General features: G+C 33.5%; 15 protein-coding genes and 2 pseudogenes. 10 read left to right on the top strand and 7 right to left on the bottom strand.

What is annotated here, in order from left to right; translation table 11 throughout:
• Positions 1-20: 20 nt before the first annotated feature.
• From trbC to DK405_RS08460, 7 genes are read left to right on the top strand one after another with little or no spacing between them, the layout of a single operon-like run.
• Entirely contained in the window at positions 21-404 is a 384-nt protein-coding gene (trbC, locus tag DK405_RS08490; protein WP_064612674.1) for a type-F conjugative transfer system pilin assembly protein TrbC, read from the top strand.
• Positions 401-2095: a conjugal transfer protein TraN gene (traN, locus tag DK405_RS08485; RefSeq protein ID WP_064612675.1), complete on the top strand. Its 1695-nt coding sequence runs from the start codon at positions 401-403 to the stop codon at positions 2093-2095. Before trbC ends, traN begins: the two co-directional genes overlap by 4 nt.
• Positions 2092-2790, top strand: a complete 699-nt coding sequence (locus DK405_RS08480) for a conjugal transfer protein TraF (protein WP_064612678.1) — start codon at positions 2092-2094, stop codon at positions 2788-2790. The genes traN and DK405_RS08480 overlap by 4 nt, the downstream gene beginning before the upstream one ends.
• Positions 2787-4088 (top strand): conjugal transfer protein TraH, encoded by a 1302-nt coding sequence (locus DK405_RS08475; RefSeq protein WP_064612680.1) that lies wholly within the window; start codon positions 2787-2789, stop codon positions 4086-4088. The genes DK405_RS08480 and DK405_RS08475 overlap by 4 nt, the downstream gene beginning before the upstream one ends.
• Positions 4088-6745, top strand: coding sequence for a conjugal transfer protein TraG (locus DK405_RS08470; RefSeq protein ID WP_064612682.1), 2658 nt, complete (start codon positions 4088-4090; stop codon positions 6743-6745). Before DK405_RS08475 ends, DK405_RS08470 begins: the two co-directional genes overlap by 1 nt.
• 15 nt (positions 6746-6760) lie before the next feature.
• Positions 6761-7906 (top strand): tetratricopeptide repeat protein, encoded by a 1146-nt coding sequence (locus DK405_RS08465; RefSeq protein ID WP_064612684.1) that lies wholly within the window; start codon positions 6761-6763, stop codon positions 7904-7906.
• A gap of 5 nt (positions 7907-7911) precedes the next feature.
• On the top strand, positions 7912-9666 hold the full coding sequence (locus DK405_RS08460; protein WP_109510670.1) for a type IV secretion system DNA-binding domain-containing protein: 1755 nt from the start codon (positions 7912-7914) through the stop codon (positions 9664-9666).
• A gap of 9 nt (positions 9667-9675) precedes the next feature.
• On the opposite strand, the gene DK405_RS08455 is transcribed toward DK405_RS08460, so the two are convergent.
• The 6 genes and pseudogenes from DK405_RS08455 to DK405_RS16230 form a co-directional block, all read right to left on the bottom strand.
• Positions 9676-10743: an Rpn family recombination-promoting nuclease/putative transposase gene (locus DK405_RS08455; protein WP_109510669.1), complete on the bottom strand. Its 1068-nt coding sequence runs from the start codon at positions 10741-10743 to the stop codon at positions 9676-9678.
• A 51-nt stretch (positions 10744-10794) separates the two neighbouring features.
• Positions 10795-11346, bottom strand: a complete 552-nt coding sequence (locus DK405_RS15850; protein ID WP_064613387.1) for a hypothetical protein — start codon at positions 11344-11346, stop codon at positions 10795-10797.
• A gap of 13 nt (positions 11347-11359) precedes the next feature.
• Positions 11360-13465, bottom strand: coding sequence for a toprim domain-containing protein (locus DK405_RS15845; RefSeq protein ID WP_410522041.1), 2106 nt, complete (start codon positions 13463-13465; stop codon positions 11360-11362).
• Between the two features lie 263 nt (positions 13466-13728).
• Complete coding sequence (locus DK405_RS16240) at positions 13729-14526, bottom strand: conjugal transfer protein TraA (RefSeq protein WP_458693005.1); 798 nt, start codon at positions 14524-14526, stop codon at positions 13729-13731.
• Between the two features lie 483 nt (positions 14527-15009).
• Positions 15010-15684: pseudogene (locus DK405_RS16235) on the bottom strand (AAA family ATPase); the annotation flags it as partial.
• An 8-nt stretch (positions 15685-15692) separates the two neighbouring features.
• Positions 15693-16547: a MobA/MobL family protein gene (locus DK405_RS16230; RefSeq protein WP_231967739.1), complete on the bottom strand. Its 855-nt coding sequence runs from the start codon at positions 16545-16547 to the stop codon at positions 15693-15695.
• A gap of 321 nt (positions 16548-16868) precedes the next feature.
• On the opposite strand from DK405_RS16230, the gene DK405_RS15105 reads away from it, so the two are divergent.
• The 3 genes and pseudogenes from DK405_RS15105 (at position 16869) to DK405_RS08430 (ending at position 19610) form a co-directional block, all read left to right on the top strand.
• Positions 16869-16994 carry a hypothetical protein gene (locus DK405_RS15105; RefSeq protein ID WP_269459331.1) on the top strand — a complete coding sequence of 42 codons (126 nt, stop codon included), beginning with the start codon at positions 16869-16871 and terminating at the stop codon, positions 16992-16994.
• A gap of 235 nt (positions 16995-17229) precedes the next feature.
• The gene (gene ltrA / locus DK405_RS08435; protein WP_109510571.1) at positions 17230-18945 is read left to right on the top strand and encodes a group II intron reverse transcriptase/maturase; all 1716 of its coding nucleotides are present in this window, start codon (positions 17230-17232) and stop codon (positions 18943-18945) included.
• Positions 18946-19154: 209 nt separating this feature from the next.
• Positions 19155-19610 (top strand): annotated as a pseudogene (locus DK405_RS08430) (conjugal transfer protein TraD).
• A 67-nt stretch (positions 19611-19677) separates the two neighbouring features.
• Here the strand turns inward: DK405_RS08430 and DK405_RS08425 are convergent.
• Positions 19678-20760, bottom strand: coding sequence for an Rpn family recombination-promoting nuclease/putative transposase (locus DK405_RS08425; protein ID WP_109510668.1), 1083 nt, complete (start codon positions 20758-20760; stop codon positions 19678-19680).
• Positions 20761-20825 lie beyond the last annotated feature (65 nt).

The raw sequence follows: 20825 nt of genomic DNA, 5'->3' as shown, positions 1-20825 counted from the left end.
TATAAAGCTTGGAGAGGAATATGGTTATACGAGTAATGATGTTGATGGTTTTATTATTTGTTAATAATGCTAATGCTTTTTTTTTGGATCAGCAAAAAACTTTTATTTTTGTCTCATTTTCAATGAGTGATGAGGCTTTAAAAAGCTATTTTGCTGAATCTCAAAAGGCTGGAGCTCAATTAGTGATGCGTGGGTTAATTAATAACTCATTTATACAAACAAAGAATAAAACTATGGAGCTTGGTATTAGCTTCGATATAGATCCTAGCTTGTTTGAGAAATATAAGGTTGATGTTGTACCAGTGATAGTAATAGATGATGAAAAAAGAGGATTAACCAAGAAATTAACTGGCCACATTCCTTTAGCAACCGCATTAGAAATTATGAATGAGAATACTCAATGAGATTATTATCTATATTAACTTTAATAACGCTCAATATTAGCAGTTGTATAGCTTCAATGCAAAGCAGTTATAATGAAGCTAGCAACTATAATGTAAATCTTGGAAATTCTTCAAATACACAAGAATTATTTCATCAAGGTAGTAATGTCAATTATCCTAATAATGATGAGGATTTAACCTATCATGGCCGTAATCAGCTTGGTACAGAAAGTGGGGCAATGTTATTTCAAGCTGAAAACAGTAAAAACAATGCCTTAACTCAACATAATATCAACGATCAAAATTATATGATAGCTAATTCAATGAGAATTGAATCTGATCCTTTAAGTGCACTTGATAGCAGTAACTTCGTAACTCAGACAAGTACAACTAATACTGAAATTATTCAAAGTTGTACTGAAGGCAGTAAGTTCAATATTGAACTTATTCGAGAATTAAACGTTGAGTGCAAATTAGAGAATGTATGGCTTCCATGGCAAAGCCGGCAAATGGAATTTGCAACAGAAGAAATAAAGGAGAATCATAGTAATTGGCTTAAGAGTCGTAGCGATGACTATGATGATGAATTAGATGCGCAAATATACTGCCTAGCAGATGATCCCGAAGCAATTGTAAAACAAATGAAATGGGCTATTGCTAATAGGCTCGGTGTATCTACACAGCATATTGGTAGAAATTTTTTATTACATGAAATGAAAAAAATATGTATACTTGAATATGACTACAGAGATAAGACTCAAGAACTAAGGAAAGTAGCAGAATATTGGAAAGTTTTAAACCCTGAACTTGAGCAATTAACAGAAAGTAACGAATGCTATGAGGTCAATAGAATCAACTATGATGGTGGTGATAGAGTATTTTTTGACAAGTTTAAAGTCAATCGTCCATATTGGAAACAAAAGATTGTTTTTTCTTGTACTAGCGATCCAAAAGATGGTTGCAAACACCTTAAAATTCAAAATTGCGAATTAAAAAACAGCACTTGCCAAAAATCAGTAGCAAATATTTGTTTACTATGGCAGCACGATTATAGCTGTTCAACTGAGAAGCAAACAATGCTACACTCATCATTGCGTAATAACTCAATCTTTTGTTTAGGAGGCAATTGCAATACTCCAACTATTATACCAAACAGGGATATAGCTAAAGTAGCTCATATAGCGATGCTAAATCAGATGAGCAAAGACATTAAAACAAATCCTGTTTCTGTATTTTCAGGAAAACATCGCAAATGCAAAAAAGATGTATTTAGTTTTTTGAATTGCTGTTCTTCAATGACTGGCTGGGGGCGTGATATAGGCTTATCGCAATGTAAATCTAAGGAACAAGAATTAGCTCTATATAGAAAAAAAGGTTATTGCTACTATATCGGTACCTACTGTTCTTCAAGAATTCCGATATTAGGTATTTGCTTAGCTAGAAAGTCTACTTATTGCTGCTTTCAGTCAAAACTTGCTAGAATTTTTCAGGAAGAAGCAAGAAAACAGCTAAAAATAGACTTTGGAACACCTGAATGTCCAAATTGTAGAGGCCTTACTGTTAAGGAATTACAAAAAGTTGATTTCACTAAAATCAATATGGATGAACTATTTGGTGATATACTCACTAAGGCTCAAAACAGCATGAACAAAGACATTATTGCAGGAATCAAAGATAAAGTTCATCGTATGCAACAAAGTCAGTCTAAATGAGCAGATTATTAATGTTTATGATATTAATTAGTCATTTATCCACTGTTGATGCTTCACCAACAGGATTTCTATGGTATAATGATAAACATGATCATGAGCTTAATAACTCTAGTTCTAAGTTGATGAGTTGGACTCATGATCATAGAATCGAGGAATTGAAGGAGCAATTTAATCGAGCTCAGCGTATAGCGCTTGATAATCCAACGCTCGAAAATGTGATTGCAGCTCAAAGGCTACAGAAACAAATCATGGAGAAGGCTCATAAGTTTGCTACTATGTGGCAACTAGCTACTCTACTTGATTATCAACTGATTAACGCTAATGAGCCATCTAATAGCTTACATAGAAAGCTGTATCAAGAAAAATCAGAGCAGAAAAACGACTTAAAACTCAAAAACATTGCTAAAAACTGGGGATTAATTTTACAAGTTAAAGAAGATTGCTTGCTCTGTAATGCCTTTATGCCTATTGTTCAGAGCTTTGCTAATAAATATGCATTTCAGTTGCTAGCTGTCAGTAAGAATAATGAGTTGCTGAATAAACTAAATCCTAAGCATATTGTACCTGTGTTATACCTAGTAGCTAGCGATGGTAAAAAAATATATTCAGTAGCTAGAAGCATAATTTCTGAAGATAAAATTATCGACAATATTCTAGCAATCGATAGATATTATCATAAGTTGGAGACTAGATGAGCATCAGAATCAGAGTTTATGTTATTGCAGCATTATTTTCGCTACAAGCTCCAGTATCACTAGCTTGGAATATCGAAAATGTATTTCAAGGAATGAGTGTTAATGTTACCAGATCTGGATCATATCAAGATCAAGCGGCTGGATATTATGCAGCTGGTGGATTGTCTGCTCGAACAAGCCAAACATCATTTCAGCCATTTGCTATAACTCCACCATCTTTAAACATGAGCTGTAGCGGTATTGATGCCTATCTTGGTAGCTTCTCTGTTATTTCTGGAGAAGAATTAGTTCAACTAATGAAGAATATTGGTTCTCAAGCTAAAGTTTATGCATTTTCATTAGGATTAAAAACATTTGCTCCACAGATCGAAAATGCTCTTAAGGACTTACGTAATCTAGCAATGGAGATGAATCAATTTGCCAAAGGAGATTGTGAATTAACAAAAGCATTATTTGCTACAGCTTTACCAAGAAACTGGGCTATGAGAGAAGCTGTTTGCCGTGATATACAGTCACAAAGTGGATTTGATTATTTTGCAGCTGGTAAAAAATGTCGTAATGATTTAGCCCAAAAACAATCTCTGCGACAAGCACAAGATAAGGATCCAGAGCTAATGCTGGATGATTATAACATCTTCACTAAAGCAGCAGCAAAGGTTGGAATACCATCAAATATGCATGATTCAATCATGTCTATGACTGGCACTATCGTGGTTACCAACAATAATGTACACTTTTATGACTCCTTAGCTCAGGATGAAAAAAGTTGGATTAGTCATTTAAAAGGCGGAGAATCAGCCTCGATGTACAGTTGTGATAATGTCAGTTGCTTGCATCCAAGCTTGCGACGAAATATCACAATATCACCAGAGCAGTCTTATGCAGGTAAAGCTAAACAACAATTGAAGAATCTAAAAATTAAGTTTGCTAATAATTCTGAATTCATTGACTCTGAAATAGCCTTTTTATCTTCGATTGGAGATATATTTCCGATTTATGATTATATCACATTAGAATCTATTTCTGGAGTCACAATTTTAGATAGCTCATCAGAATTAATAGCTAGCTATACATTAGTTCAGCATTTGAAGGAAGTAATCACCGAAATACGTAGAGCCGTTACTTCACTAGGTGCTAAGCAAGTTTCGAATGAACATTTAGAAAGATATTTGAAGGAATTGAATCGGGTACAACTTTTTGCAAATGAAAAATGGACTAGCCTACAAACCGATGCAAGTCGAATAGAAAAAAGGGCTAGATTAATAGAGCAGCATTTAATAGCGAAGGAGAAAAGTTAATGGATTACGTAATATACACATTTGGTGGTGGAGATCTGTTATGGCATGTGTTTAACGGCATAGGCAGAGTCTTTGCTTCAAATAGCGAATACTTCACTCCAGTAGGCCACTTAGCCTTGACTATTGGTGGCATATGGGCTGCTACTAGGGCTATTTTTAGAGGAAATATCGGCATCTTTGCTATGGAGTGGTTCTTTCCATCGATATTTATTTTTACGCTGTTATTTGCCCCCAAAGCTACTGTTTGGCTGAAGGATGAGGTATCAATGAGTGCACCAGTAAAAGTTGATAATATTCCGATAGGTATTGCAATGTTTGCTTCTCTTTCATCGCAAACGAGTTACTTTGTGTCCAAAATGTTGGAAAATCATCTTTTACCGGCTTATGAAGGACTATCGAGCAGAAAAACTGGTATTATGTTTGGAGCAAAGGCTGTAGCTAAGATTCGAGATGTACAAATACATGATCCAGTAACTTTAACTAATACTAAGGAATTTCTTAGACAATGCTTTATGAAGCCTTACATCATAGGTAATATCTTAGGCAAAAAAGCAGCTGCTCAACAAACTAACGACATTATAGGATTTATCGAGCAGAATATACCTAATAATTTCGGTATTTATTATCGCGAACCGAGTAATTTAGCCATTAGTTTCAAGAGCTGTAGACAAGCTACTCCATTGATTAAAGCAGCAATTCATAAAGAATTAAATGAAGGGCTTTTAACAAACTTTGCAGCTGCGATTGGAGTTCAATCTGATCAGTCACACATGTTAAGTCAAAGACTAAAAGTCATGACTGGCGACACACTAAAATATTTACAGAGAGAGCAACAAGACATTCATGAATGGATGAAGCAAGCTATGCTTCTTAATGCTAATCGTGAGTCATATGATGACTGGCGTGAGAAGTTTTCATTATCACGAATTTATCCTAATCTGGTGAGTATGCATGCAATCAGAGGGCTCTTTCAAAAATCATTTTCGTATCTAGTCGCTGGGGAAATGGCTGCTCACATGATGCCTATTTTACAATCTGTTTTTTTTGCATTAGTAGTCTCAATGATCTTTATTGTATTTCCAATGGGCCTATTACCTGGCGGCTATAACATACTCAAAACATGGATTTTGTTAATAATATGGGTCAGCAGCTGGCCAGTATTTTTTACAATAATCCATTGTCTAGGAATGATCAGCTTATCCAGTAAATCTGGAGCTTTCGGTAGTGATTATGGTCTGAATATGCTATCGCAAGGAAGCTTTGCAGAGATGATTTTATATAGCTATGCGACGTTTCAAATGCTTGCATCATCAATACCAATGCTTTCTTGGTCAGTGATAAAAGCTTGCGCTCATGCTACAGCTAACTTAGCCAGCCAGTTCTCTCCTATACAAGTTGCTAGCAGCTTAGGAAGTAATATAGTCGACAATAACTTGAGTATGGATAATTACAGCATAGGCAATAGAACTATTTCTCAACAAAACCTAGCTCCTTCATTAGATATGACTGATAGTATTATCAATTATGGTAGCTACAAAATTATTATTGGAAATAATGGCGAGCAATTTGTAATTCAAACTGTACATTCATTGGAAACAAACTTCCGCTCTTCTGCACTGCTACAAACTGGATATCAAAACCAGTTTGTGAGTTCTCAGAGCAGGCTTAATTCACTGACACAAAAAGAGGCCAATCTTATTTCAACAGGAAACTCCATGGCCATGGAAATAGCTGAAAAGTTAACTCATGATGAAGCTCTGTATATAGGTCTAACTGAGAGTGAATACCAAGCTCTGCAAAAGGTAAGTTCCGATAGTGAGTCCTTTAGTCAGCATACAGGTAGTAGCCACAGTAAAAGTACTAGTACTAGTACTAGTGCTGGAGCTGGTGTGTGGAGATTTGATAGTAGAGTTGAAGGAAACAAAAAAGATGAACAAAATAAAGGTATATCAGCTAATCAACAGCAGTCATATAATGAAGCAGTATCCAAAATTCAAAGTGCAGCTAAAGAACGAAGATTCAGTACTACAAATAGTGATGTGTGGTCATTAAGTGAGAATCTAAATGCTAATCTTTCTGAGCAACAATCTATTGGACAAGAAATAGCTAAAACTAAACAAGAAATGGAGCAACTTAGTTATAGCATGAATTATGTATCTCAAAACTCTATCACTATTGATCGTAACATCAATGAACTTGTATTAAATGAAATTATTGCTCAAAATCCTGAAATAAGAAGCAAGGAGCAAGCAGCTAGATGGATAATAAAGCACTCGGCTGAAGCAGAAAAAATTGCTTTTGAGGTTGCTCAAATCAGCAATGAAGTACCTAATGAAATACCTGAAGATTTGAATGATCATATTAATGATGGTAACTTTTCTACTAAACAAGATGTACAAGAAATTTTTAATAAAAAATCTGAAGAGTTAAAAGGTCAAAACCTTAATTATAGAAATGATAAGGCTTATAATAAGAATATAGAACAAACTTTTAGTGATAACGAAAAAGTAAAGACTCTTAATAAAATTCCTGATAATATTAAAATTGAGACTCAAAAAATACAGAAAGAGTTTTCTGATACTACTGATTCAACATTTTTAAGGGCTGGTGAGCAAGCTTTGGAAAATCTTGGAATAACGAAAAAAGATAAAAGTTAAAGGTATGTTGGATTTATGAAAAATATATATAAATTAACTATAACAATAATTTTACTGCTAATGCTTTTAAATACAGCTGTTGCAGCAGAAGAAAGCAAGCTAGTTCAACAAAATAGCATTAAAGACGAAAATGTTTTAGCTAAAGAATATTTCAATATTGGAAGTTCTTTTTTAAGGCTAAAAAAATATCAGGAAGCAATAGAAAATTTTGATATTGCTATTAAGTATGATCCAAGTTATGCATCAGCATATAATAGTAAAGGAATAGCTTTAGATGATCTTGAAAAGCTCATAGAAGCTATAGAAAATTATGATTTAGCTATTAAGCACAAACCTAATTTTGCAGAAGCATATAATAATAAAGCTGTATCTTATAGGAAATTAGGAAAAAACGAAGAAGCTATAACACTTTGTGATCTTGCTATTAAATATAAACCTAACTATGTAACTGCTTATAATAATAAAGGAGCTTCTTTAGCTAGATTAGGACAGTATGAATACGCAATGGAAAATTATGATATAGCTATTAAATATGAACCTAATAATCCAGAAGCTTATTATAACAAAGGCATAGCTTTAATGAATTTAGGGTACATTCAAGAAGCTATCGAAAACTATGATATAGCTATTAGATACAGACCAAATTATTCAGAAGCATATCATAATAAAGGTTTAACTTTAGCAATTTTGGGACAATTTCAGAATGCAATAGAACATTTTGATTTAGCTATTAAATACGATCCTAATGATGCAACAGCATACCGTAATAAAGGTTATGTGCTAACTATGTTAAAAAGGTATTCAGAAGCAATAGAAAGCTGCAATCTAGCAATTAAATACAATCCGAATTGTGCAGAGGCTTACTACCGTAAAGGAATGATTTTTGAGAAATTAGGAAAACACCAAAAAGCGATAGAAAATTTTGATATTGCTATTAAGTATAACCCTAATTTTGCTGAAAATTATCTTGAAAAAGGAATTTCATTAGTAAGTTTAGGGCAATACTCAAATGCTAAGGAGAATTTTAGCTTAGCTATTAAATATATGCCTAATCTTATATCAGAATATGAAGCAACAATTAAAAGGTTAACAGAATTCAAGAATTTTACTATTGCAAAAGACTATGAGCAAAAACTACAGATATTGAAAAAATACTCTTGAGATAGATGAATTTTCAGAATCAAGGAAATTTCACAAGAGGATCGCAGTTATTTGCTCATAAGTTAAGAATGTTTGGGCAAGGTAGTACCAACGTTTTTATAATTGGATTAGGATTATCGATATTCTGGATTATATGTCGATTATATCAAAAAGTTTGTCTGAGCAGTTTGTATTATTTTGTAATTGAAAGATATGTGCAGCTTAAGCTAGCAATTGGTGAGCATTTTTATGATATCGATCAAATAGGCATTAAGTTTTATAGTTTAAGGTTTAAAAAATGGATGCACCTCAATGCTCAAGACTTTTTGCATGAGTTTTATACAGGCCAACATGGATTTAAAATACAGCAATTATGGGAATTCTTAATCAATTCAGCATTGTTAGAAGGATTAATTGTTTTTACTATTGGTGTGATAATCTCAATTGTTTTCTTTACAGCTCAAGGTAAAAAAACGATTATTAAGGCCAAAATTAGAGGTGCTGATTTTGTAGGATACAAATGCTTAGCCAAAATGCTAAAAAGCGCTAAAAAGGCCTCGAAAATCCGTTTTGGAGGCTTACCATTAGTAAAGAATAGTGAAAGATTACACATTCTGATTACTGGAACAACAGGTACCGGTAAAACTAATATGCTTAACGAACTGCTACCACAAATTCGATTACATAAGGATCGAGCAATAATTGTAGACACTACTGGAGCTTTTACTGATAGATTTTTTGACCCTAAATGTGATAAGCTGCTTAATCCTTTTGAAAAAAATAGTGAACAATGGTTGCCTTGGAATGATTGTTTTGAAGCAGCTGATTTTCATGATATAGCGAGTAGTTTTAGTAATTATACTCCTAAACTTGATGACTTTTTTGCTAAAAATGCTGAATTAGTCTTGTCTGAAGCATTGAAGCTATATAAGGATGATAAAGATATCATAAAACTAATTCATACAATCATTTACTCTGATAATAGACAATTTGCAAAAGCTTTTAGAAGCACTGCCGTATCAGGTATTATAAGCGAAAGCGCGCTCGAAACTTCTGCAGGAATTCAGTCTACGCTTGGAAAGAATATTACTTCGCTACAATATTTAAAGCCTGGAGGTAGTTTTAGCATAAAAGAATGGTTTAGTAATTCAAATGAAACTAGCTGGCTATTTATCACAGCTAACCCAAATCAAAGAGCTACTTTATGCCCACTTATTTCAGCCTGGATAAGCATAGCTATCAAGGCTTTGATGTGTAGAAATCCTAATCATGATAACAAAAACATGTGGTTTATACTTGATGAACTGCCAGCTCTACAAAAAGTTTCGTCTTTACCAGTTGCTTTAGCTGAAAGTAGAAAGTATGGAGGCTGCTTTGTTGCTGGATTGCAGAACATTCATCAATTAGAAGCAATATATGGGGCTGCTGAATGTGCTTCTATGCTGGATTTGTTTAATAGTAAATTTATTTTTCGAGTTAGCGATCAGGTTACAGCCTATAAATCAGCATTAACACTAGGTGAGCAAGAGATAATTGAAACTCAAGAGAACTTGTCATATGGATCAAATACTATGCGAGATGGGGTAAATATGAATAATGTTGAGCGTAAAAAGATTTTAGTTATGCCATCTGAAATTATGAACCTACCAGACCTTACATGTTATGTAAAGCTTGCTGGTAACTTTCCTATCACAAAACTAACTATGCAGCTACAAAACTTAAATACAGCTTTTGTTTGGGGATATAAATTGCTCAAAAAACTTAAGTTAGTAGAGTATTAATTCGAAAAATTAATACTCTATGTTATTTTTTAAATTAATCACTTCTTCTTTTGACAATCCGGTATTTTCAGAAATAAATTCAACTGAAAAGCCAGCTTTTAATAAGTTCATTGCAAGCTCTTGTGCAGCTTCAGCTCTGCCTTCAGCTCTGCCTTCAGCTCTGCCTTCAGCTCTGCCTTCAGCTCTGCCTTCAGCTCTGCCTTCAGCTCTGCCTTTAGCTCTGCCTTTAGTCTCACCAATCTCTATACCTTCAGCTCTGCCTTCAGCTCTGCCTTTAGCTATGCCTTTAGTTTCACCAATCTCTATACCTTCATCAATATATTTTGCAGCAATAGTTCTCATAATATTACTTTTTTCTTCTTCAGATAAATACTTAGCCAGAACCTGCTCTAATTCTGGTTGCTGACTCTCTAGTAATTTAGTATCAGTATACCATAAAAATGATCGTAGGTAAATATAGCCTTTTTCTTTGTCAAGTATTAAAACATGTTTGAACTTTATTAGAAACTCTTCCCAAAGCTTTAACATATCTCGTTGATGAATGTGCTTTAGCATATATTCGAGCATTCCGATATGCTTTTTCCTAACAATTTCATCATTCGACATACTTTGCAAATCGACTAATTGATAGTCAGAAGTCATTAATTGCTTAGCTATCATTGAATCGGTAAATAAATCCCACAAATTCCTAGGTGCGTTGTAGACCTCTTTGCCGTTGTAGATCACTAAATTATACACTAATGGTAATTTAGTTTTTTCTTTCTTATGCCTTTCGCACAATAACAATGTGTATCTCCATAACCGCAGAGCTGTCCAATAATCGACGGTTGATTGAGCTTCAATTAATATATAAATAAAAGCATTGCCATGCTTTTTGGTTGCAACTCTATAGACGATATCGCTGTATTTTTTCTTTAACGATTCTTCTATATAACTCTCTTGCTCTACTTTTATTTGTGATAAATCTATTAAACTCTTGAAATCGCTTGGTAAATAATACTCTAGAAATTCTTGTGCAGCTACTGGATCGCTCATGATTGTCTTTGCCAATGAATCATGCTTTAATTTTTTTGTCATATTTTTTCACTCTATAGTTTTTTAAATAAAAAATGCTGTGTCATACTCTGCCTAGTGTTTCGGACATAATCTTTGTTGTATATTAGTTTGTATTGATTCAATTTTTTCATTAAGTTTTCTTATTTCAGGGCTGATAATATTTCTAACAGCATATAATCCTTGAGTTTTTAATACATTATTGAAGTCATTTTTGACTGTACAGACTACTGCTTCCTTATCCTCTAGAACTTTTTCAGCTTTTTCAGTATTTACGTCATTTTTAACTGCTAGAATGATCTTTTCTTTTGGGCTAGGATTATAGTTTTGCAAATTTTCGGCTTCAATTGCACATAAGATTTTGCCTTCGACTCCAGCTTGTTGAATGGTTAACGCTGTTTCAATATCCTTTGTAATGATTGTTACAGGTGAGTATTTTGAATTCTGTTGAGCAATTTCAGCAAATGACCCACTAATTGTACCAACAGATTTTTCAGCTACATCAGCTTTATTACATGTTTTTGAATTCAGAGCTAATATCTTAGCTCCAGTAATTTCATCTTTGTCATTTTTAACAAAAATAGTGAGTGCAGGCCAGGATTTTTGAGTCTCTTCATCAAAAACCATATTTGCCCTTAAATTATGAATTATTAAAGATTTTTGAACTATAAATTCCTGTATGGTTTTCTGAATATTTATTAACTACTATCGTTTCCACCTTAGCTTCCTCTTCTTGTTTAAAGTAGTATAGAGATGACGATTTATTATACAATTCTTTAACATTCGTAATATCATTTTGTTTTGCTATACTATTATTTTCTGTTTGAGTAAGTTTGGTTGTTTCAACTGCCTTAGTCAGTTTAGTAATTTCAGGTTCTATAATGTCTCTAATTGACTGGTCTCCACAACTTTGCAGCAGATTATTAAAATCACCATTTTCTGGTGGTTTGACTATACAAGTTATCGCTCCCTTCATTTCTAACATTTTTGCAGCTTTAATTACAGTATTATAAGTTATAGGATTTTTGCTATCATTATCTGCTGCAATGATGATTTTTTCACCAGGAAATGGTGAATAATTTCTCAAATTCGAAATTCCTGCACTAGCAATGATATTACCTTTAATGCCTGATTGCTGCAAGCTCAATGCTGTTTCAGCGCCTTCTGCTATAATTGTTATATTAGGGTCATTCGCATTTCGCTTTGCGATTGTTATGAACGATCCGCTGATTTTGCCGAAAGATCTTCTGTTAATTAAAATATTCGCCTTATCTCCTGCCGAATTTAGATATACGGCCTGTACTCCGGTAATTTCCCCTTTTGAATTTCTTGCAAATGCTGTAAATGCTGGATAATTTTCTCTCGTTTGAGTATCAAACAGTATACTTCCTTTTAAGTCTGAACTTGCGGTGCTTTTGTCAAAAGTAATACCACGATTTTCAAGATACTTTTTTACTATTTCAACTTCTGCGCTTGGGCTCGTATCTATCTCATAACCATGTATTCTGCTTGATCGTTCATACAAGTTTTGAACTTTTGCGATTTTAACACTTTCAGATTGTTGAGTGTATTGTTGAGAATCGTCAGTCTTAGGCGGTCTCTGATACCGTTGACTAATATTAGACATTCCAACCATACTTTTCAAATATTCCTTTGCCTCAAAAAAGCTGTATCCTCTTTCTCTTTGAGCCAGGGATAATAAATCACCCTTTTGTCCTGTACTAAAGTCATACCATTTTCCAGCGTACTTGCCCTCGGTGGTTACTTGTATTTTGCCAGTGTCTCCCCAACGTAATTTTCCGTATGTAGATAGGCGCTTATTTGGATCTCCAAGAATATCACGAGCTATAGTGTCAGCTCTATAAGCTATTGCATCCTTCAATTTTTGTAGGTCTTCCTCGCTATTTGAATAATAATCGTTTTTTCTATAGTTTTGAGCAGATTGATATTGCCTTACTTCATTTGCTTGAACATCATTATTCTCCTCTTTTGAATTGATAGAGTCTGTCTTAGCTGTGCTAAGCTGCTCTATTAGGTTAGCAACATTTTTTGTAGCTTGCACATTGTAGTACAGCCGTACTTGCTCTGCATTCCCTATCATGCTTATGTTAGAACTTTCTATTCCTACACCATTATTATGAAGAACATATACATCTTTTTTGACAGCTGTTTGTGGGTTACAAACTGTTGTAGCATATCCATGTTTAAAGCTTATTTTATTCAAATCAAAGCTTACCTCGTTTCCTGTATCTGTCTTAGCTACAAACTTATTTTCATCAATTGATACTAGAGTTGCAAATTCACTGTTTTGTATTTGTAAATCCTTATCGTTTGTTTGAAAGATAATTCGGTCTCCAGCCATGTAGTTAGCATATTTTTTTGATTCAGCTCCTGAAATTAAAATGCTGTATTCTGTACCTTTTAGATCACCATTTTCCTTCATGTAGTTTCTGATGTTTTGATTAATATTTTCAGCTTCTTTATGGTCAGCAATTATCAAACGATCCTGCAGCTCAAATTTACTATTCTTCCAATCATTGATTAATTGGTTTATTGATTCTTTTAGAGTGTTATCAGCTCTCAAGCTATTATTATCACTAAGTAGCACTATGCCATCAGCAATATCACCATTTGTCAGCTTTACAGCCACGTTGTGGTTCCAGCTGTTAGCCTTAGAATTTTCTATCTCTGTTTTTGAATTATGAATGTTATTGAAATTATTTGAATCATTGATTTTGTCAGTCATATAAAACCTCACCTTCGCATCACTAAATTGTTTTGTGGTATAAATATTTGATATTTTTACCGTTTGAATTATAATTTTATTGCTAAGTGATTATTGAGATAGTTTTCTAACAGATGCAGATCTTCAAAATTCCAGCGCTTCCAATATTCTCTTAGCAAGGCATAATGCGAATTACAAAAATCGCTTTCGGTTATCATTTTTTATCTTATTTTGTAATTCGCCCTGTGAATGAATAGCTTACATTCAATTTCAAATCTTCAGCACTACCGTCTAAGTCCAATTTTTTGAGCTATGTCAGTTTTCACCACTTGTTCAGACTCTGTTTTTACGTTCTGAGTATTAATTAACTTCATGATTTCAGGTATCATAAGCTCCTTAACAGCTATGGCTCCTTTATTTTTTAGCATTTCGTTAAAATCTTCACCTTCTGAATGAATTACGATGCTAGTAATTGCTCCTTTGCTTGTCAGTACTTTTGCAGCCTCGTTTATAGTGCTTACATATTCTTTATTTTGTTTATCATTATTTGCAGCTATAAGAATCTTTTCTCCTTGAAATGGCTGATAATACTTTAAATTATTTACATTTGAGCTATATACCATTCTGCTATCAATGCCAGCTTCCTGAAAACTTGATATCGTTTTTCCTTCTGCTGACAGAATGGTTACATCATAATCATATTGTCTTTGTTCTTTGATCTGCATAAATAATGGAGTAGAAATATCTTTCAGCTGGACTTTTTCTACTTTAGCTTCTTCCTCTGGTTTAGCGGTAAAATGATAATATTCTTTATTCACATTAGATCTATCATTGATATCATTGATTATAGACTTAAACCAGTTTTCAATTTTACTAAAAACAGTTGTCTTTGTCCGTTCTTTCTCAAAATCATGAGCAGTTTTCAGAGTTATGCTAGCTGATTTCTCATTTGGTCTGCTGAGCTGATTTATTAAACTGTTAATGCTTCCAGTAGCTTCCTTATTGCAATATAACTTTAAGCTCTTTATATGCCTTGTCATAGCTACGTATGAGCTGCTTATATTACTTACTCCATTATGCAAAACGTATACATCTTTTATAGAAGCTCCCTGGACCTTATAAACAGTACTTGCATAGCCATGTTTAAATTGTATTTCACTAGGATCAAAACTCACTTCTTTTCCTGTGTCTGTCTTAGCTATAAATTTATTTTTACTAACCGAAGTTAAAGTTGCAAATTCACTATTTTGTATTTGTAAATCCTTATAGCTTTTTTGAAATACGATTCTATCTCCTGCCATATATGACTTTTTCCTTCCATCAATAGAACGCTCATATTCTGTGCCTTTTAGCGTACCATTTGCTTTTAACAAAGACCTAATACTTGAATTAAGAATGTCGACATCTTTATTACGTACTGTAATTACCAATTTTTCATGTGGTTTAAATTTGCTTAGACTCCAGTTGTATATTAATTTACTCATTGAGTCCTGCAACGTATTATCAAACCTAACGCTGTTATTTTGCCTCAGTAAGGTTATACCGCTTAAAATATTACTCTCAGCAAACTCCATTGCTGCTTCTCTGCTCCAGTTTTCACTTTGTCTTCGAATATTTACTAAAACATGTGAACCAAAAATATTACTCAGCATCTCAAACATTCCACCTCTTTCTATTGAAGCTAACTGTTTTTCATCTCCAGCAAGTATCAGTTGACAATTATTGTTTCTAACTACTCTAAACAGCTCTGCATAAGCTTTAGTACCTACCATTCCAGCTTCATCTACTACTATTAAGCTGTCTTGCATAAAAATTTTTTTTCGATTATATAAAAATCCTTTTACTGTATAGACCTCTGTATAACCTTTGCTCCTCAGCTCTGATACTGCCTTATGAGTAGGAGCAAGGCCAATAACTTTTTGTCCACGATTTGTTGCGAGCTCATGCGCTTTTATTAAAACATAAGATTTTCCTGTACCAGCTCTTCCTCTTAAGACTCTAACTCCACTAGTGCTAAGCAAAATATGCCTTAGAGCTTGTTTCTGTTCTTCACTAACATTTGCTAGACCTTCGATATCACTTTTAAGATTGTAAATATCGTTGTAATAAACCTGATTATTGATTTTATTAGCTATTCTGATTATTCTCGTCTCCTCATTTCGAACCTCAATTGTCGTAAAATATTTGCTACTTTCACCATCATCATGATATAACTCTAGTATTCTATTTGAACTAAGCACTTGCTGAACTAACTGTTCTCTTGTGTTGGATCTGGTATATCTTTTACTGCTTTTTCAACATCCTGCTTAGTAAAAATAGATTTGTAATGTGTTATAGAATCTGTTATTACGTCAGCATCATTAATAATCTTCAAATGAGCCTCTTTACGTAACTCATTTTCATTTAATACTTCATTAATAAAATTCCTAATTCTACGAGGTCCAATATGCTTTCCAGGCACTTCGCTTGTCTCGTCAACTCTATATGGCAAGCCTAATTCAGCGAAATATGCATTAGTTTCTTCTTTTGCTATTTCATGAATCATCTTGTGATCTTTAATAACAACCTTTTTGCCATTAACTGTTATGATTTTTGGGTTTAAATCTACTGCTCTATCTCCTAAACCAGTTCCATCTTTTCTAAATCTTCTCATAGTGAGCAATATATGTGCATGCCAGTTTTTATCTCCTATTTGAGGCTTATGAATGTCTATCTGTACTCCAAGACCATTTTGCACCCATTCCATTGCATCAACTATTCGATGAGTTAGTTCTATTCTATGCTCTAAATTTAGCTCCTTCTCATCTGGCAACGCTATTACGATATCCTTCAACAACTGGCTGTTTGGGTCTTTTGCGGTTCGTTCTACCTCATTCATTAATGTTTGAATATTCTTGAAGTCTTGATTTACATAATCAGGTATCAGCACTGTATGATATACGTTATCTTTCTTACGAGAGAAGTTATACTTTATACCTGTCTTCTCGTTTTCAACAATAGTTCTTGCATTATACGCTGCCTTACGACAACTATCACCTCCTTTACTTCTAGTTAAAAATTCAATCCTTGTAAACTGTATAGCCATCTCAATACCAATTCTCACCTGAGTTTTAAGTTAGCATGGTTTTTTTGATTTTGCTAGCATAAACTTCTTTTTTTTTAACATTCAATCGGTTAATGAGTACTCATTTTTTAGCAGCAATCTTTATAGATTGCATATTGCGTAGTGCGACATGAGGTCGCTCAAACAGAGACTACAGAAATGTAGCAAGGTTGCATTTAAACCTTAGTTACCGCTATTGCGGTGCGAGATTGGTAACGGTCTTGTACTAAGCGCGATAGAAAGCCTAACTAAAGTACTAATCTGGATGGGAAATAGGGGCAAGGTAAAGTTAAAATTGGTTAAACGAAAGTGAATCTTCGTATGGAAAATATCGTCAATGCAGAAGCAGATACTCCAGATAAATTCTGTTATAAGGATAAAGCTGAAAAGCTTAGCTGTAAGAAGGAATACGCAGCCTTCTTTAAAAATGCCAGCTCCTCGGTATAAAGAAGATAACCAACTTAACGTCTCTCTGATGAGTGAAACATGGTAAGCCTATTATTAGGCAACTGATAGTAGGTAAGAGAGGTCTTAGAAAGCAAATGACACTAAGTCGAAAGACTACAGAAATTAATAACTGAGTGTATAGGCATTTATATGCTAATCAGAAATGATGCTAACTTAAGACTGGTGATTTACCCTAAATAGGTAAACAAGATTATGAATTAATTGGAAAAGTTGGATGCTAAACGCAAATGTAACAATTGAGACTAAAGATAATTTCAAGAAAATCTATTGGCATTCAATAGACTGGAAAGAAATTATACAAAAGGTTAATAATCTTCGTAGACGTATTTATAGGGCATCTGCAAATGGTAATATGAAGTTAGTACGTAACTTACAAAGATTGATGTTAAAATCAAGAGCAAATAGGTTACTTGCTATAAGACGTGTTACTCAAATCAACAAAGGACGAAAAAGTCCTGGAATTGATAAAATAGTTGTTAAGACAGATAAAGAAAGGAGTCTGTTGATGGAAAAGTTAGCAGATAATAATCTATCATCTGTAAAACCGATTAAGCGTGTATACATACCAAAAAGTAATGGCGAATCTAGACCTTTAGGCTTGCCAACTATTTTGGATAGGTGTAGACAGGCTGTTGTAAAATCAGCACTTGAACCATATTGGGAAGCTAAGTTTGAAGGTTGCAGCTATGGCTTTAGACCTGGACGTAGCGCTCACGATGCAATACAGAGAATATCTGGTATTATTCGACATGGAACCAATAGAAATTGGATATTAGATGCTGATATTAAAGGAGCATTTGATAATATTGATCATAATTTTCTTTTGAAAATTATAGGAAATTTCCCTGCTCGTAATTGGATTCAAGCATGGCTTAAATCTGGTGTAATGCAGGATTATCAAATTATCAAAACAACAGCTGGTACTCCACAAGGTGGATTAATTTCTCCATTACTTTTAAACATAACTCTTCATGGAATGAGTGATATACTTAATATTATCTATAATAAGTATGATCACCTATATTCTAAATCCGAATATGCTTTAGTGAGATACGCTGATGATTTTGTCGTTTGCGCTAAGTCAGAAAGCTCATGTATCAGAGCCAAAAGTATTATTAATGATTGGTTAAGTATTAGAGGCTTAGAATTGTCAAAGGAAAAAACCAGGATACTTCATATTAATGAAGGTTTTGATTTCCTTGGATTTAATATTCGACAATATAAAACCAATAGTACAAGAAGAGGTGTAGCTCTACTAGTTAAACCGTCTAAAGACTCTATAAAGTCGTTTAAAAAACGAATGTCAATAGAATGGAAAAAAAGTTTCTCATGGAATATTGATAGAATAATTGATAATCTAAATTCTAAAATATTTGGATGGTGCAGTTATTTCAACAAAGTTGTGTCCAAGAAAATTTTTTCCAATTTAGACTGTTGGATGTGGATTCGACAAGCAAGATTTGCATGTAGAAAACATCCTAAAAAATCCTGGGAATGGCTTAAGAAAAAGTATTGGGGTCGCATTAAAGGCAGAAATGATAATTGGGTCTTTATGAATAAAGATCTATATCTATGGAAATTACAATGGACAACGATTAAACGACATATTCTTGTTAAAGGTAAATCTTCTCCTGATAATTCAAAACTTAGAGAATATTGGCATAAACGTCAGGCTGATAGCCCTAAGTATTTGTTTAAATCTAGGCAGATTCTTTGGCGTAGACAAAAGGGTAAATGTCTTGTTTGTTTTGATTTAATAGATAATGGTGAAAGTGTTCATGTACATCATATAACACCTATAAGATGTGGTGGCACTGACCATATTAACAATTTGTGCTTATTGCATGAAAACTGCCATCGACAAGTACACAGTAATCGCGGACAACTTATTGCAGCTGTTTGTAAATTGCTTGAGCCGTATGCGGAGTAATTCGCTTGTACGGTTCTTTGGGAGGAAAAGCGCTTCTGCGCTTACCTACCCGCTTAAGCTTATTCTTTAATGAAGCTTCTAACCTTGAATTCACGTTTTTTTGACTATAATTATTTGATGTTGGTTTGGTAGGCGCGGTTTTTTTTCTTTACTGGAATTGTATTTTGATATATTCTTGCCTGATTTTTTTATCTTTCTGAATTACTAACATGGCAAATCTTATGCAGCAAAAAATTACTCTTCAACAAAAAAAGGCTAGGCTAATCATGGATGAGGTTAACCTTAAAATTAAAGAACGTAAAATGCGTACTCGACGTCTTATCGAAATGGGTGGATTAGTTGCTAAAGCTAAGCTTGATCACTTACCAACAAATACTTTATTTGGTGCAATTGTTTCACTAAAAGAAACTTTAACACAACATCCAAATGTTCAGGATCATTGGACTACAATAGGTAAAGATATTTTTGATAAAGAGCAGCAAAATAAAGCGGCTGTGATTTTAAAATTTGCCTCTGAACCAGACGAAAACACTAAGCGCCACATTCGCCTTCATGGCTTAAAATGAAACAGTTTTCGTCAAGAATGGTGCGGCCATGTTAAGGACATTGAGGCCTTAAAGAATGGCCTTCTCAATGTTCAGTACAAACTAGAGCTTGTAGTGTGATATAAAGCATCTAATAGAAGTAGCATACAACACATCAAAAGTAAGATTTTGTGTTGTATATTTCTTATTATTTTACACTATTTTTTAAATTTAATACTTCTTGTATTGATAAATCCGTATATTCAGCAATTGTCTCAACTGATAATTCAGATTTCAATAATTTTATTGCAAAATCTTTTTTTGCTTCAGCTTTACCTTTAGCTTCACCGAGCTTTATGCCTTCAGCTTTACCTTCAGCTTTACCTTCAGCTTTACCTTTAGCTTCACCGAGCTTTATGCCTTCAGCTTTACCTTCAGCTTTACCTTCAGCTTTACCTTTAGCTTCACCGAGCTTTATGCCTTCAGCTTTACCTTCAGCTTTACCTTCAGCTTTACCTTTAGCCTCACCGAGCTTTATGCCTTCAGCTTTAGCGCGTTCGAGTTTATAATCTTCGACTGCTTTATTATCCCATATACGCTTTAACTCTTGTTCATAGGTTATTAGTTCGTCTTCACTCCAATTAAACTGATCTAATGCCTCATACGCTCTTTTTATTATTAAATCTTCGCCTATTATTTTATTATATCCATCTAATGTTGTTTCTTTTGCATGTTTAAAAAAATAGCACCACTTCTCTGTTATATTATTCAACTCTTCCACTTTATCTTTTTTAAATTTTGGTAATTCTATAAAGGTAAATGAAAAGTCCTTTAGATCATGCTCATATGTCTTTTTATCCAATATTACATGCCTTGATATATAGTCTTCTTTATTTGGAAACAATTTATAATCTGCTATTGCTATAAATATAACTTCCTTTAGGTCTGAGTATTTTCCTTCTTTTCCTCTATTTGGTTGCCTGCCATATGCTTTTGCTGCATAATACTGTGCTCTTTTTTCAAATCCTTGTGTAGGATCTACTTGCATTTCTATTATATATTGCGCACCGTTTTTATCTTTACACAAAACATCTACTATTGATTCTTTTTTGGACGCTATGTCTGCATCTAATATCGTTCCTAAAAACTCTACTTCTATTATTTTTCTATTTCCTTCAAACAACAATATATCGTTCAGAAAATGTATTAGTATGTCCTTGTTTTTTTCTGATCCAAATATCTTTTTAAATGCTACATCATTCTTTGGATCTAGAAATCTTGATAAATGCATATGTTTTTCATTTTTTCTACCTTTTTTAATTATACAACAAAATAACTTACATGAACATTCTCTTA

This window comes from Orientia tsutsugamushi (assembly GCF_900327275.1).
Lineage (GTDB): Bacteria > Pseudomonadota > Alphaproteobacteria > Rickettsiales > Rickettsiaceae > Orientia > Orientia tsutsugamushi.
Note: the sequence above shows the minus strand (reverse complement) of the source record. Positions and strands in the feature narration are given on the sequence as shown.

Coding starts and splice junctions, on each gene's coding strand:
- trbC (WP_064612674.1), top strand. CDS start 21: ATGGTTATACGAGTAATGATGTTGATGGTTTTATTATTTGTTAATAAT.
- DK405_RS15850 (WP_064613387.1), bottom strand. CDS start 11,346: ATGGTTTTTGATGAAGAGACTCAAAAATCCTGGCCTGCACTCACTATT.
- DK405_RS08475 (WP_064612680.1), top strand. CDS start 2,787: ATGAGCATCAGAATCAGAGTTTATGTTATTGCAGCATTATTTTCGCTA.
- DK405_RS15845 (WP_410522041.1), bottom strand. CDS start 13,465: ATGACTGACAAAATCAATGATTCAAATAATTTCAATAACATTCATAAT.
- ltrA (WP_109510571.1), top strand. CDS start 17,230: ATGCTAAACGCAAATGTAACAATTGAGACTAAAGATAATTTCAAGAAA.
- DK405_RS08465 (WP_064612684.1), top strand. CDS start 6,761: ATGAAAAATATATATAAATTAACTATAACAATAATTTTACTGCTAATG.
- DK405_RS08460 (WP_109510670.1), top strand. CDS start 7,912: ATGAATTTTCAGAATCAAGGAAATTTCACAAGAGGATCGCAGTTATTT.
- DK405_RS08480 (WP_064612678.1), top strand. CDS start 2,092: ATGAGCAGATTATTAATGTTTATGATATTAATTAGTCATTTATCCACT.
- DK405_RS08425 (WP_109510668.1), bottom strand. CDS start 20,760: ATGCATTTATCAAGATTTCTAGATCCAAAGAATGATGTAGCATTTAAA.
- DK405_RS08455 (WP_109510669.1), bottom strand. CDS start 10,743: ATGACAAAAAAATTAAAGCATGATTCATTGGCAAAGACAATCATGAGC.
- DK405_RS15105 (WP_269459331.1), top strand. CDS start 16,869: ATGGAAAATATCGTCAATGCAGAAGCAGATACTCCAGATAAATTCTGT.
- traN (WP_064612675.1), top strand. CDS start 401: ATGAGATTATTATCTATATTAACTTTAATAACGCTCAATATTAGCAGT.
- DK405_RS08470 (WP_064612682.1), top strand. CDS start 4,088: ATGGATTACGTAATATACACATTTGGTGGTGGAGATCTGTTATGGCAT.